This window comes from Bradyrhizobium sp. USDA 327, assembly GCF_041262065.1.
Classification (GTDB): domain Bacteria; phylum Pseudomonadota; class Alphaproteobacteria; order Rhizobiales; family Xanthobacteraceae; genus Bradyrhizobium; species Bradyrhizobium liaoningense.
On the sequence record NZ_JBGCCW010000001.1, the window covers coordinates 420,796 to 434,756 of the forward strand.

Below are 13,961 nucleotides of genomic sequence, written 5' to 3' on the forward strand. Positions count from 1 at the left end.
TGTGTAAGAGCGTCTCTGTGAGGGGTTTGCGGGGTCAGCGGACTGACCCCATGGGGTCAGTCCGCTGAGCCTGCAAAGCGCTCGCCGAACTGGATGGCAAACTGGCCCATTGCGGCCGTCCATGCAACCGGTCGTCGCCAATGGATGCCGGCATTTCTGATGGCGAGGTAAAGCAGCTTCATCGCCGCCTCGTCGTTGGGGAAGCTGCCGCGTGTTTTGATGATCTTGCGCAGCGAACGGTTCAGCGCCTCGACCGCGTTGGTGGTATAGATCATTTTGCGTATCTCCGGCGCGAAGGCGAAGAACGGAATGACGTGCTCCCACGCCCGGCGCCAGGCCGCCCCGATCGCGGGATAGCGCTTGCCCCACTCGGCTTCGAAGTCCTCGAGCCTGAGCAGAGCGGCGTCGGCATTCTCGGCATGATAGATCGCCTTGATCGAGGGAAGGATCGCCTTGCGATCCTTCCAGGACACGAAGGATAGGCTGTTGCGGATCAAATGCACGATGCAGGTCTGGACCATCGCCTTGGGAAAGACGCTGTTGATCGCCTCGGGAAAGCCCTTCAGACCGTCGACGACGGCGATCAGGATGTCGGCGACGCCGCGGTTCCTCAGATCGTTCATGACCTTGAGCCAGAATTTGGCGCCTTCGGTTTGCTCGATCCAAAGCCCGAGCACGTCTTTCTCGCCCGATGCAGTGATGCCCAGCACGACGTAGACTGCCTTGTTCTTGACCATCCCCTCATCGCGAATCTTGACCCTGAGCGCGTCGAAGAAGACCACCGGATAGATCGCTTCCAGCGGCCGGCTCTGCCATTCGCGGACCTCGTCGAGAATCGCGTCGGTGACCTTGCTGATCAGATCGGAGGACACCTCGGTGCCGTAGAGCTCGGCCAGATGGCCCTGGATCTCCCGTACCGTCATGCCCCGCCCGTAGAGACTGATGATCTTCTCGTCGAAGCCGTCGAAGCGGGTCTGGCCCTTCGCGACGATCACCGGTTCGAACGTGCCGGCGCGGTCGCGCGGCACCTCGATCTCGATCTCGCCGTCGTCCGTCAACAGCGCTTTGCTGCTTGTGCCGTTGCGGCTGTTGCCCGACCCGCGGCCCGCCGGGTCGCCCTTCTCATAGCCAAGGTGGTGGGTCAGCTCCGCACCCAGTGCGCGCTCCAGAAGCGCCTTCTTCAGTCGTCTGAAAAGCCCGTCTTCGCCGGCTAAGTCTTCTGGCTTGAGGCTGCCCCCGGCAAGAAGCTGGTCCAAAATCTCAGGTGAAAAATCCGTAGCCATGTGAGTCTCCTGTCAAAGGTAAACTCACAGAAACCATCTTACACCGAGTTACTGACACCCTCCTTCGTCGCGCAAGAGGTCGCGATGACGCATCATCTCGCGGAGATACTCATCCCACATCACAGCCAGCGGCCACGGCGCAGACTCCGGCTTGAAGCGGTATTGTTGGTAGCCACCGCGCCAGAGCGGCAGCACCTCCATTGGATCCACATTGATGCCGTACCGCTCTGTTACCGCTCGAGGGGTGGCGATTGCCTCCGCAAGCGCCCTGCGGAACTCCTCGTCACCGACTAACCGCTCCATGAAGCGTTTGAGATGCGATAGCGTGCGCAGTTGCTCCGGGGTACGCCGGTCAAAAATCTGTCGGTAGTGCTCGGCGGCAGCGTGTGTCATTGACGAAGCTTACTTCATGTTTTCATCGCACTTCATCGCACTTCATCGCCTCCTCGAGCAACCACCCGATGCGGTCAGAGCGAAGGCATGTCAGACCTCGGCCACGACCGCTACAATAACAACCACAACAACTGCAACGGGCTCAACTGCTGTGGCGTGGTCAGAGGCCGCTTCCGCGGCTTGCGCGCCGCTCGTGGCCACCTCTGCAAGGGCCTGAACAGCGCCGGTCGAGATCGTATCACTCGAATTAAAAGTGCCACCGGCGAGCGGTTTAGTCGTCAACTTCTGTCGAGCTCGAATGCAACTTTTAGCTTCATCAGGTGTGAAGCTGTAGCCGAGGCTCTTTCCGATCGCGACAATCGATGCAAGGCCGGTAGCAATTGGTTTTACGCGTTCAAGCAGACCACCGTCGTTCCCCAGATCGTTGACGAATCGCTCTACGTCAGTTCGCGACACAGCCAGTCTCCGTGCCTTTGCTCAAAGTCGCCAAATCATCCATCTCGGGCTCACAAGCGATTGGTGCCGACGCCGTTAACAGGGCAAGAGGCGTGCCGAATTGAAGATTGCTGATTTTTCGTTTTTCTGACCCTGCGTATCGTCCACTTGGTGACACTTTGTTGCCGAACTGACAATCGGCCCGCTACGCGGGACGAGGTTTTCGTTGACAGTATCCAAACGGAGCAGGTTCTTCACGGCTGCGCCACAACGACGGAGGCAATCCGTCGAACAATACAAAATAGTCAAGAGAGCCTGGGGGCGCTGTCCAAGCGTTATGGATCAATCCGAAGACCGTCGCAAAATGGAAGAAGCGCGGTTCGGTGGCCGATCTTCCGACCGGCCCGAGAGAGCCAAAATCCACCAGTTTGTCGCTTGAGAAGGAGGCCATCATCGTCGCCTTTTGCAAGCATGCGCTGCTGCCGCTGGATGACTATGACTGCCTTTATGCTCTCCAGGCGACAATCCCGCATCTGACACGCTCATCGCTTTATCGCTGTCTTCAGCGCCATGGCATCTCACGGCTTCCGACGTGGAGGATGGCAAGGGCGTAAGGCGCAAGTTCAAAAGCTATCTCGGATACTTCCACATCGACATCGCCGAGGTTCGCACCGCGATGGGAGGGCTTTATCTCTTCGTCGCAATCGATCGAACCTCGAAGTGCGCCTTCACCGAGTTGCACGAAAAGCCACGAGTGTCACAGCCGACTTCTTGCGGAACTTGATCAAGGCAGTCCCTTACAAGATCCACACCGTTCTGACGGACAACGGCACCCACTCACCGACCCAAGCGGTGGGAGTTGGACTGTGGCCGATATCAAAGCCATGATCGAACGAAAGCAACCATTTTGGGCTCATGCCTTCGAGGTGGCCTGCGCCCGCAATGATATCGATCGTTGCCTGACCAAGCCTAAGCATCCCTGGACCAACGGCCAGGTCGAGCGGATGAACCGCACCATCAAGGAGGCCACAGTCAAGCGCTTCCACTACGACACGCATGACGAGTTGCGCAGCCACCTCGCCGACTTCGTCCGCGCCTACAACTTCGCTCGCCGGCTGAAGACCCTGAAGGGCCTCACGCCCTACGAATACATCTGCAAATGCTGGACTTCCCAGCCAGAACGATTCAAACTTAATCCGCTCCAGCAAATGCCGGGACTAAACACCTAGTTTGGAAACGCAGTCGCTGTTGGAGCTTGCATACGGACGGCGCGGGCCGCTCGCCGTCGAAGGAGAGCGGCAATCGCCGTTCTTGAACCGGGCCCGTTTCTTGAGCCGCTGGTTGGCTGCTTTCGGGCAACGCTCCCTGTTGCTGATCGCGCTGCTGCTCCTCTGGTAGGCAGCTTCCAGGTTTGGTTTGGTAGATCCGGTCTTCCTGCCACCGTTCACGGAGGTCATCGTACGCTTGCGCAAACCGGCGATCATTCACTACTCTTGAGCACAGCCAGCGAATTCACACGGCGCTTTGCGCCATCAGCAATCGATATGGCCATCTTCTCCGGAAATCCTTTTGGAAGCGCATTCAGCACCTGATCTATGGCCTTTGCGGCTGTATCGCCGAGCTGCTGGATGACAACCTTGACTGTTTTGTCGGGTAGACCGCAGCTTTTCGCAGTCTGCACGAAATGTCGGCCGAGAACCGTGTGGACGATGTAATGCCGGTTGCTGCCGATCGCCATGGCCAGCTTCATTTGGTTTTGGCTGATCTGTCCAGCGTCCAAGCTCGGTTGGGTCGAAATGATGTCGTAAAGCGGTGCAAGATGAAAACGACCGCCCGGCGCCAAATGAATGCTAAAATTCTTCGCGTGGCCATCGGTGGCGGCAAGCAGCCAGAACACGATCTGCGCCTTGAAGAAAATGGCCTGGTCGTCCTCAGGCGTATCGCTGCCCTTGAGGAAATCCGAGATTTTGCGGATGCCGGGTCCGCCATCGGATTCATACTTTCGCGCGGGTGGAACGGACAGCGCCTGGCAGCAGTCTTCCTGCGGCAGCCGCAACAGGCGGCCGTCGCGCGTCCAGATGCGATCGAACCGCTCAACTGCGAGCACGCGGCGCCCGGCGAAATCGATGATGCTTGATTTGGCGACAGGCAAGCCGAGTGCCGCAACCAGCTCAAGGCACAGATGCTCGTTTTCAACGCTGCCGGTCAGGTCGATTCCGTTCGGCAACTTCCCGATCTGCGGCTTGATAATGTGCGTAGTTGCGGTCGTGCCATGAGGCACGTGCCACTTGTCTTTCCAGTAAAGCAGCGCTGTCTTTTCCTGCGCGCCCGCGAGAGAAATGCGGAAGTCCTGGTCGGGGCCGATGCCGAGCGGATTGCTGGCAAGGTTGCCGAGAATGGCGGCGATCTCCTGATCGCTAGCGGCGCGGCCATCAATGGCGCCGGCGCCCCCGGGTGCGGCACTGTCGGGAAGGAATTGCAGCGCCCCGATGCAATCGCGGCCGATGGCGGAGAGCAGGCTGTAAGCATCGGCGCCATCAGCATGCGCGCGTTCGGCGACGCGTCGGCGGATGTCGTCATTATCGGGCAGAAGATTGTCAAAAACAGCGACGACGGGATCGCCGATATAACGATCCTCCCGCAATGGCAGCGACACGGAAACGGGGATGGCATTTTCCCACGCGAGCCACTGCTTGTCATACTGGAAATCGATTGCGCCACTGCTCTCGCGCCGCAGCCGCCCGACCAGCCGTGCGTTGAGGTAGACGTTGAGCGGCGCACGGGCAGGGCGACGCGCCATCAGAACAGATCCTCAATCGCTTCAGCCGTCAATTTGGTGCGCGGCCGGATGACCAGCTCGAGGTCGAGCGCGGCCAGCGCATCCATCAAGATGCGCAGCTGCGTTGCAGGTTCACCGGCCTCCAGCTTCGAGACCGTCGCTTGACGCGCATGCATCTTCTCACCGAGGTCCCCCTGGGTGAGCTTCTTCTGCCGCCGGTAGCGCCTGATCCCGGCGCCGATTTGCTGGGGGGTGCGGGCAATCGTATCCATAAAGGCATGATACGCAAACGCGTATAATTTGTCAATATACGCGACCGCGAATATCTACAGATCATACGCTTTCGCGTATACTAGGCATATTGAAATTACTAAAAAGCTAAAGCTGATGATCGATGTAGAGCTGGGCTCGAATCTGCCGGTGGGCGAGAGAGCCTCCTCGACATGTCGAACGTTCGTATCACTATCGTGCCAAGCAACTCCTTGTATCCATTTTGCCGCAATAGTAACAACAACAAATTCAATGACTTGAGGCCGGATTGTTCCCGATCTGAGACCGGACACTAGCTCCGATCGGACCTTTGGAGTCTCGACAGCGATTGAGCTGGAAAGCTATATTAGAACATACTAAGAACTGATCTTCCGGTTGTGTTTTCAAGACCCACTCTCACTAACATTTTGCCCGGCAGGCCGTGCATTTAGTGCCGCCAACTCAGGATGAGGTCGGGCCCAGGAGCCGCGTCATTGACCTTGTTCCGCCATTTGCATGACGACGCCTTTTTAGCTTTTTCGCGCGATCACAAGCACCTGTACGCAGCGTGTCTGCTGGATCTGCACGAACGCTTCTTTTCAGGCGCGCCGTCGTTCCCGACGCCGCAGCAGGTGGTCCACGCCATCTACGACGTCATGCGCGCCAACCCCGTCCTCTGGAACGAGGGCGATGATTTCGGCAGCCTGCCGGAAATGATCTCCGCGAGACGCCGCCGGATCCGGAAGGCCGACGTCGCGCTCGCTTCCGAGAAGGGCGACAAGGCGCTCGGTCTTGCCCGACAACTATACGCCCGGCTGCTCGTCTGGGGATGGCTTGAAGAGGAGGAATACGGGCTTCGCGTCACTGTGGACATGGCTATGGGACCGCTGCTCGTGCTGCAACGGCTCGCGAGCCTCAACAAGGATCTCTCGCAGCGATTCGGCGGCTTGATCGTGCAAATCCGCCTCAACCTGGAGGCCGTCGAAAAACTGAGGCCTGAGATCACCGACCGCAAGCAGCGCGAAGCCGCGCTCGCCGTCCGCGAGGCGCGCAATCAGGCCGACCAGTTCACTAAGAGTCTGCGGGCCATTCTGGCCGACCTGAAGCGCGTCCGACGGACCGTCATGGAGTCGAAAACAGTCGCTACCCGGCTCGAAGCCTTTTTCGAGGAGTTCATCGAACAGCTCCTGCTGAAGGATTTCGAGTCCATCCTCACCGTCAACCATCCATACCGCTTCCGCGACGCCATCGTCGATCTCGCGCGGAGGATCTCCTACAGCCCGGAAACCATGCAGGTCCTCGCCGAGGAGTACATAGCTTCCAGCATGGCAGCCGACATCGAGGACGGTCGAATGGCCGCGGCCGACGACCTGCTGGCTATCGAAAGCATCTTCGATCAGATCGGGGAGATGTTCGACAGGATCGAGGCCTTCCGCAGGCAGCTCGAAGCCCGGGTCCGCAACACCATTAAGTACGCCGAGCGGGGCGGGCAGGGACTCGTCGGCCGGGCCGGCGACCTGGTGCGGCGCCTGGATGCCTTACTGCGCGACGGCAGGCACCACAAGGCGACAATCGAATGGAGCATCGAGCCGCTGCGGTCGCCCTGGTCGGAGCACCATCAGGCGCCGGCCAGGCAGCCGCGCCGTCCCGTCGAAGCAAGGGAGCTCGCCGAGCCGCCGTCGGATCCGTTGTATGAACTGCGCAAGAAGCTCCGCCTCGAGTACATCGCTCGCATCGCGCCCCGCCCCGAGGATGTCAGACGATTCCTCGAGGGCCAGGTGCCGCCATTCGCGACCAGGGAAGCCCGCTTCATGGAAATCGATACCGTGGACGACTTTCTCGCCTTCGATTGCGCCCGCCGATATGCGCTGACAGGCGAGGTTCCGGCGCAGGTCGCGGCCGGGTTCGAACTCGAACCGTGCCCCGACACGCCCCCACACGACAGCGAATGGCTCCGTTGCGCCAACTTCCTGGTCAAGCGATCGGGCGCACTCCGGAAGGCGAGGGCGGCTCATGCTCAGTGAGTTCGAAAACGTCGAGCGCTCCTTCGGCGCGGAAAAGGCAGCCGACCTCCGCAAAGCGCAGCACTTCCTGCTACGGCGGCAGTTCGTGTTCGCGGGAGACCCCCGGACCGGGACAGTCTACAACACGATCATGGACGGCCGCTTCCGCGACGTGGTCGACGGCTTCTTCGATAGTTGCGGATACCGCGTCCACCGCGATCCGGAGGCGCAGTGGGCCGGCATCGTCGCCATGGACGAGGACGTGCCGCTGCCCCGGATGAAGCTCGACGAAACCATCGTCATGCTGGTGCTGGCGGCATACTGGCAGCAGGAGGTGAACGTCGGAGCAGTCGAGGACCGGGCCGTCGTAGTGGCCACTTTGAACGACCTGTTCGATCGCTACCGCGAGATGGCGCAACACGGCGGCGGTGGCGCGATCTCGGCCGCCCGGTTCCGGGACATCCTGCGCGAGGTCGCCCAACGCAGTTTGGTCGAGATCGGTGATTTTGACGACGAGCAGCAGGACTGCGAGATCAGGATCCGTCCGATGATTAAGCTGATCAGTGGCGGCGATGCCCTCCAACGGCTCGAGCGCTACGTCCGTAGCGAGGAGGCGCGGTTTCCGCAGCCCGCAGGAGACGAGGCATGATGGAGCTACGCCACCTGACGATGGTGAACTGGCACCTATTCGACGTCGCCGACATCGACGTGAGGGGACACGTCGGGGTCCTGGGCGAGAACCGGTCCGGCAAATCCACAATCCTCGACATGGCACAGGTCGTTCTCACCGGCGGGAGCCGGCGGTTCTTGCGCCTGAACGCGGTCGCCGGCGATAGCGGAAAATCGCGCAGCGGCTCGAAGCGCAGCGTCGTCGATTACTGCCTTGGGACGCTCGGCGAAGATCAGCGCCGGCGCGACGAGGCGCGCACCTACATCGCGCTCGGTTTCGAAGACACGGAAGGCGCCCGGTCACCGGTCACGATCGGCATGGCGCTCGAGGCGCGCAAGTCCGACAGCAGGGAGACCGTGCTGGCACTCTTCGTAGCCGTCGGGACCGTTCTGAGCTCCAAGGACTTCATCGAGCAGCGAGGAAAGTCGCAATTCCCGGCGCAGTGGGAGGACGTGCGCGCCCGGATCGTCGCAGCGGTCGGCGAAGGCAACTTCGTCAATCATCGCGACCGGGCGAGCGACTATGTCCGCGAGTACATGCGCCATCTTCTGCCGCATTCGTCCTTTGGCGAACAGAACGCCAGCGCCCTGCAGAAATCAATCGTCAACGCGATGACGCTCGATCACAACCAGACGGCGACGCAGTTCGTGCGGAACTACATCCTCGAGGACAGTCCGATCGGCATCAAGGAGCTGCGCGAGTCGATCCAGACATACCGCAACATCAGCGAGACCATCCGGAAAATGCGCCTCAGGCTCGAAGCCCTAAGGGCGCTTCGGGGCGTCCTCGCCGCGCTTGAAGAGGCGCTCGAGACCAAGTTCAGGGAGGAATGGGTCGCAAAACGCGCGACTTGGCTCGCGGCGCGCGCGACAAACCTGGACTTCAAGACCAAGCGGCGTACCGAGATGGCGCGCCGGGACGCCGCAGCAAAAGAACTCGAATTCATCGACGACGACGTCAAGGCCATCGATAAGGAGATCGAACGCCTCACGGCCGCGATCGCCGAGCACGATGCCAAGACCGGCAGAAAGTCCCTGCAGCAGACCGCCGATGTGGCCGGGCAGGCGGCGCACCGCGCCTCGGCGGACTTCAAGGCTCGCATGGAGAACATCCGTCGCCTGGAGCCGCTACGCGCGATGTGCGCGGACGGTTTCGAGGACTTCGTTCCTGCGCTTGAGCGTCTTCTGACCGCCACCGCCGGGGCCGACATCGGGGGCGTCTCCGACGAGGTCACCGCGGCCGAGAAGTCCTTCGCGGCAAGCGGCGCCAAATGGCTGCCGAAGATCGACGAAGCGCGTCAAAGGATCATCGCGGAGCTTTCCGGCCTCCGCGGCAGGCGCGACGAGGTGCTCGAACGGATCCGACAGCACGCCGCCGGAGGGGCGCGCGCCTATCTCGGCGACGACACTGAACTCCTCTGCCGCAGGCTGCGGCAGGGTGGAATGGTCCCGCGCGTACTCTGCGACATCATCGAAGTCGCCGAACCCGAGTGGGTAGGAGCCGCCGAGGCGCTCCTCGGTCGCGACCGGGAAGCCGTGTTCGTGGACAGAGCGGATATCAGCGCCGCCACGTCAATCTTCAAGGAAGGTCGCCGCGAGTTTCGCCATGCATCGCTCGTGAGCCTAAACAAGCTCGAGCAGTTCAGGGCCAAGCCGGAGCGCGGCACTTTCCCCTCGATCTTCCGGAGCCAGGATCCGGACGCGATGGCCTTCATCATGCGCCGCTACGGCAACGTCCGTCTCGCCGACACGCTCGACCAGTTCAACAGGCCCGGCCGGGCGATAATGAAGGACGGCCTCTACGACGACGGACTCGTCCGGAGCCATCGCTGGATCGAATCCTCGCAGTATAAGATCGGAAAGGCAGCCCAGGCGAACGCCCTGCGATCCCTGCAGGATCAGGCCGAGGAGCTGGGTCGGATCCTGATCGACAAGGGGAAGGAGGCCCATGCCGCGGAGCAGGCTTTTGCCGCTCTGAAGAACATCTGCGAGGGACGTAATGATCTGGGGGCTTGCGCGGCCGCCTTCGCGGCCGCGCAGACTGAGGTCGCTGAAGCTCAGGCCAGGCTCGATGCCCTCGACGGCGCGGGGGACGGCGGGCTTCGCGACAAAAAGAGGGCGCAGCAAAAGCTGAAGGAGAAGAGGCTGGAGGAGAGAAAGACACAGCAGAAGGCGTTCGGCGAGCATGACGGCGAGGTCAGGTCGGCGGAGAGGAGGCTCGGAGAGGGCGAGAACGTGCCCGGCTCCGAACTCAACCTCAGGGTCGCCCGGTCGATATACCGCAAGTTCTTCCCACTCTACTCCACCGCGAAAGGCAGGGCCGTCTACCGCGACCGCCTCGATGCCGCAGCCCAAAAGGGCTTCGCTGAGAAACACCGGGCCATCGCCGAGAAGGCCTTGAAGGATGCGAATGTGTCCGACAACGAGCGCGCCCGGATCGAGCGACGGGTCCGCGAGCTTCTTTACGATTACTTCGACCAGTTCGGGATGAGTTCGCAGGTCGGTGCGGAAAGCGAGCCGCTGCGGGAGGTGAAGCCATGGATGGAGCAGCTGATCTCGGATATCGAATCCAATGAGCTGCGCCAGTACGAAAGGCAGGCGCGGGATGCGGCGGAAAAGGCCTCTACCCTGCTGCGCGGCGAGTTCATCAACGCGCTCACGGCCCGGATCGGAAAGATGGAGCGGGAGCTGCAATCGTTGAACCGTAGCCTCTACGCACATCCGTTCCATAACGAGCGATATTCATTCCATCGCACCCAGATGGTGGAATTCCAGCCCATCCTGAAGATCATCGAGATCGCCAAAACCTCTCCGGAGGCGCTCGATATGCTGTTCCGGGGCGACGTGCCCGATGACTTCCCGCACAAGGATACGATCGTCGCACTCGAGGCGCTGCTCGAGGACCCCGACAAGGATTTCACCCAGTTCGAGGACTACCGCAACTTCTACACCTTCGAGATCCACATGGAGGATGTTGCCACCGGCCGCTCGACCCGCTGGGAGCAGCGGCGCGGCACCGGGTCTGGCGCCGAACAACAGGTGCCTATCTACGTTGCCATCGGCGCTTCGCTGGCCGCCGTCTACGGCAGCGCGGAGCGTCGTGCCGGCAAGCCCGCCGGTTTCGCGCTCGCCATGTTCGATGAGGCCTTCTCCAAGATGGACGGCAAGAACCAGCGGCAGATGATGAGCTTTTACAAAAACCTCGGCCTGCAGTTCGTGATCGCGGCGCCGTTCGAGAAGCGCGTCGCCGTGCTCGAGCACATGGACACCATCGTGGAGGTGGACCGCATCGGCGAGCAGTCCAGGGCCACTGTGGTGGAACTGAAAGAGAAGGCCAAGCGCGAGCTGATGGCCATCGATCCGGACCTGATGTCCGAAGATGAGCTCGCCACCCGTCTGGCCGCCGAGTAGCCATGGCTCGGCGTTTCACGGATGCGATCGGCCTGCTGAACGACCTGCTCAACCGCTTCGAGGCGGGGGCCGCAAGCCCGATCGCCCACCCGGACTACCCCGCTTTCCCATCAGTAGTCGCGGCGGACGCCTTCCTGAAACAGATCAGGGAAGCCGAAAGCGCCGGCGCGGTCTCCCTTGGTTGGGGGCGGGGCCCCATGAGCGACCAAGTGGCACATGTGCGGCTGGCCTCGGCGGAGATCCTATACCGATATCTCCGCCGTACCCCCGCGTCGCGCATCGCGGAGGATGCCGCTGTGCGGCTTGTCGCCGGGGCGGCGATGCACGACTCTCTGAAGAACAGCGCTTCCCAAGTCGCCGAGGTATGGGGGCGGGGGAAAACGTGGCACGGGGTTGCTTCGTCCGATGTCGAGACACTGCGCGACGCGTTCGTTCTCGCCCAGGCCATCCTGGCTAACAAACATCTTGGCGTCGACTACAAGACCTTCTCGAGACGAACGGTGGGGCACAGCAAAACGCTCGAACGGATCGAAGGCGCGGTCGTGCGGCTCCTGAGCGGCATCCTGGAGTTTCCCCCCGGCGCGCGGCCACGCGAGGCGCTCCGGGCAATCGGCCTTGAGCGCTTCGCGCCACCGCTGCTGATCGCGGGCAAGATCGACCTCGATGGAGCCGACCTCTCCGGAATCTCTCCGCTGTATCTCGGAATCACTCCCAAGGAAGCAGATCGCGTCCGCTTCCGGGAGCCGCCGGCCTACGTGCTAACGATCGAAAATTTCGCAAGCTTCAACCGGCACATCGCCGAGGCGGACCCCGGCCGATTAGGAACGACCATGTATGTCGGAGGGTACCCCTCGCTTGCCACCCAGCAGGCGCTGCGGACGATCGCAGGATTGGTATCCGAACAGACGCCGATCTTTCATTGGTCGGACATCGATCCGGACGGCACCTGGATCTTCCACACCATCGAGCGCGCCGTCGACCGGCCGATCCGTGCCCACCTCATGAGTGTCGAAGTTGCCGAGCGTTTGGGACAAGTGCCGTTCAAAAAATCCGCACCCGCTCGATGTCCACCGGACTCCGGTATCGCAGCTCTGGCAGCGTACCTGGCGAAAGATGGAGCCAAGACGCTCGAGCAGGAAGAACTCGATCCAGTCCTGCCAGAGTTTCATTAGAAAATGCGCGCGGACGCTCGTGGTTGCTGCTTTGGCTGTCTCGCTCAGGACGTCATTTGTTTCAAGCGCGACAACAGCACCGCCCGCAACTACGTGCTGCGGGCAAACCGACATCGTTTCTTCATAAAAACGCTCAACCAGCATTGGCATGCCAGTTGCTTGAAGATGGGACGAAACCACCTGTGACTATGATGCTCGTTCAGCATCCGGTTGAAGTATTGAGATGAAATATGCCCGCTTGATCGATGGCAGAGGTCCCCCGATGCGCTTTCCAAACCGGGCGCCTGCCTCGCGAACTCTGCCATCTTGGGATCGCGCTCCGGTTTGCCGGGCAGAAGCCGATTGTCTTGGGGGCTCGCAACGAATGGTGGTTCTCAGCAAGAACGCCAGCGTAAAGGCGTCCTCAGGACGATCGTTTGGCATCGGATTAGCCCATGGTTCGGGGTGGGGCATCTGCGACATGCAGAGCCTGCGCTCTTGAAGCTAGGTGTCGGCCTTGCATCGGGGCTTGCAGATGGTCAATGAGCTAATGCAGAACGATTGGGATCTTGAGAACATACTCAGGCAACAGGACGAGCTCAAGGTCAAGCTGCTTCGCGCCCAATCGGTTGTCGCCGAATGTAAGGCAGGATTGGCGGATCTGGAGCGGAGGCTTGAGTGTCGAGCGGTCTCGATCGATGAACGCCAGCGCAACTCTGCGGCAAACAATTCAATACGCAACGCACGGCCGCCTAAATCGCGAAGCCTCGATAATCCTGTTAACCCGGATGCTGCCGTGGCGTTTTCGCCTCGATGGGACCGCTGAAAGCTGCCGCCGCGCACGTTAACGGCGACAGGTTTTGGGACGGACCTGGCGAAGATCTCGAGACGCATGGTGTTGCGAACCCGGCGGGCGAACTGGACAATTAGGTGCGGCCTTGCCGATAGGCTCGGCTTTTTGGCTGATCGCGGTGCGTCCGCCAGGGATGCGCGCAGAGCAGCACCAGATAGGGGACGTATCGCCGCGTCTTTGGCTAGAGCCTCCTGTTTCGGGGCTGCTCACGTAGATGTCCTGAATCGAGTGTCAAGAGCTCTCCACTTCCAGCCAGTTCGGTCGTCTTGTCCGTCTTTAAGTCGTTGAAATTTCCGATTAGGCGTCCATGGAGGGGGCGCGAGCGGGCGCGTTCAATGACCACGATGGTCCGCTATGGCCGTTGGGCAGGCGACGTGCCGAGCGGTGCTGACCGCGGAAGCCGACCATGCCTCCGGCATCGCATGGATGATGACGGAACTCACTGACTATGTCCCGCAAGCGATCACTCCGGAACAGGGCGGGTAACGGCAGTCATCTAAAAATTCGTGAGACACCAGGAAGAGGGGATCCGGTGCGAATGCGATCCGGTGCCGGCCGTAGCCTCGTCAGCTTCTCGAAAGCTTTCCCGAATACTCACTGCCCACCGATCCTGGACGAGAGGCTGCGTGGACTCACGCGCAATTGGAGTTGCACAAATGAAATCGGGGACCGGTTGGGAGCTCAATCAGTGTGAGCAGGCTGACGTTACGAAGTTGTTGGATTTTCGTACTATCG

General features: G+C 61.0%; 9 protein-coding genes and 1 pseudogene. 5 read left to right on the forward strand and 5 right to left on the reverse strand.

What is annotated here, in order from left to right:
- Positions 1 to 56: 56 nt before the first annotated feature.
- The 3 genes from ABIA42_RS01890 to ABIA42_RS01900 form a co-directional block, all read right to left on the reverse strand.
- On the reverse strand, positions 57 to 1,283 hold the full coding sequence (locus tag ABIA42_RS01890; RefSeq protein ID WP_370112649.1) for an IS256 family transposase: 1,227 nt from the start codon (positions 1,281 to 1,283) through the stop codon (positions 57 to 59).
- Positions 1,284 to 1,331: 48 nt separating this feature from the next.
- Positions 1,332 to 1,676, reverse strand: coding sequence for a hypothetical protein (locus tag ABIA42_RS01895; protein ID WP_370115716.1), 345 nt, complete (start codon positions 1,674 to 1,676; stop codon positions 1,332 to 1,334).
- A gap of 90 nt (positions 1,677 to 1,766) precedes the next feature.
- Complete coding sequence (locus tag ABIA42_RS01900; RefSeq protein ID WP_011084781.1) at positions 1,767 to 2,132, reverse strand: Nif11-like leader peptide family natural product precursor; 366 nt, start codon at positions 2,130 to 2,132, stop codon at positions 1,767 to 1,769.
- A gap of 213 nt (positions 2,133 to 2,345) precedes the next feature.
- On the opposite strand from ABIA42_RS01900, the pseudogene ABIA42_RS01905 reads away from it, so the two are divergent.
- Positions 2,346 to 3,340: pseudogene (locus ABIA42_RS01905) on the forward strand (IS481 family transposase).
- A 251-nt stretch (positions 3,341 to 3,591) separates the two neighbouring features.
- On the opposite strand, the gene ABIA42_RS01910 reads toward ABIA42_RS01905, so the two are convergent.
- Complete coding sequence (locus ABIA42_RS01910) at positions 3,592 to 4,911, reverse strand: type II toxin-antitoxin system HipA family toxin (RefSeq protein ID WP_011084785.1); 1,320 nt, start codon at positions 4,909 to 4,911, stop codon at positions 3,592 to 3,594.
- Complete coding sequence (locus ABIA42_RS01915) at positions 4,911 to 5,162, reverse strand: helix-turn-helix domain-containing protein (protein ID WP_011084786.1); 252 nt, start codon at positions 5,160 to 5,162, stop codon at positions 4,911 to 4,913. The genes ABIA42_RS01910 and ABIA42_RS01915 overlap by 1 nt, the downstream gene beginning before the upstream one ends.
- A 444-nt stretch (positions 5,163 to 5,606) precedes the next feature.
- On the opposite strand from ABIA42_RS01915, the gene ABIA42_RS01920 reads away from it, so the two are divergent.
- Genes ABIA42_RS01920 through ABIA42_RS01935 form a run of 4 tightly spaced genes read left to right on the forward strand, consistent with a single transcriptional unit; the run spans position 5,607 to position 12,394 of the window.
- Entirely contained in the window at positions 5,607 to 7,163 is a 1,557-nt protein-coding gene (locus tag ABIA42_RS01920; RefSeq protein WP_028143997.1) for a Wadjet anti-phage system protein JetA family protein, read from the forward strand.
- Positions 7,153 to 7,791 carry a DUF4194 domain-containing protein gene (locus ABIA42_RS01925; protein WP_011084789.1) on the forward strand — a complete coding sequence of 213 codons (639 nt, stop codon included), beginning with the start codon at positions 7,153 to 7,155 and terminating at the stop codon, positions 7,789 to 7,791. The genes ABIA42_RS01920 and ABIA42_RS01925 overlap by 11 nt, the downstream gene beginning before the upstream one ends.
- Positions 7,788 to 11,222, forward strand: a complete 3,435-nt coding sequence (locus ABIA42_RS01930) for an SbcC/MukB-like Walker B domain-containing protein (RefSeq protein ID WP_018647407.1) — start codon at positions 7,788 to 7,790, stop codon at positions 11,220 to 11,222. The genes ABIA42_RS01925 and ABIA42_RS01930 overlap by 4 nt, the downstream gene beginning before the upstream one ends.
- 2 nt (positions 11,223 to 11,224) lie before the next feature.
- Positions 11,225 to 12,394 (forward strand): Wadjet anti-phage system protein JetD domain-containing protein, encoded by a 1,170-nt coding sequence (locus tag ABIA42_RS01935; protein WP_095424606.1) that lies wholly within the window; start codon positions 11,225 to 11,227, stop codon positions 12,392 to 12,394.
- Positions 12,395 to 13,961: the final 1,567 nt, after the last annotated feature.

What these genes read in the sequence shown, in the direction of transcription:
- ABIA42_RS01890 (WP_370112649.1), bottom strand. Translation starts at nt 1,283, where the DNA reads ATGGCTACGGATTTTTCACCTGAGATTTTGGACCAGCTTCTTGCCGGG.
- ABIA42_RS01895 (WP_370115716.1), bottom strand. Translation starts at nt 1,676, where the DNA reads ATGACACACGCTGCCGCCGAGCACTACCGACAGATTTTTGACCGGCGT.
- ABIA42_RS01910 (WP_011084785.1), bottom strand. Translation starts at nt 4,911, where the DNA reads ATGGCGCGTCGCCCTGCCCGTGCGCCGCTCAACGTCTACCTCAACGCA.
- ABIA42_RS01915 (WP_011084786.1), bottom strand. Translation starts at nt 5,162, where the DNA reads ATGGATACGATTGCCCGCACCCCCCAGCAAATCGGCGCCGGGATCAGG.
- ABIA42_RS01920 (WP_028143997.1), top strand. Translation starts at nt 5,607, where the DNA reads ATGAGGTCGGGCCCAGGAGCCGCGTCATTGACCTTGTTCCGCCATTTG.
- ABIA42_RS01925 (WP_011084789.1), top strand. Translation starts at nt 7,153, where the DNA reads ATGCTCAGTGAGTTCGAAAACGTCGAGCGCTCCTTCGGCGCGGAAAAG.
- ABIA42_RS01930 (WP_018647407.1), top strand. Translation starts at nt 7,788, where the DNA reads ATGATGGAGCTACGCCACCTGACGATGGTGAACTGGCACCTATTCGAC.
- ABIA42_RS01935 (WP_095424606.1), top strand. Translation starts at nt 11,225, where the DNA reads ATGGCTCGGCGTTTCACGGATGCGATCGGCCTGCTGAACGACCTGCTC.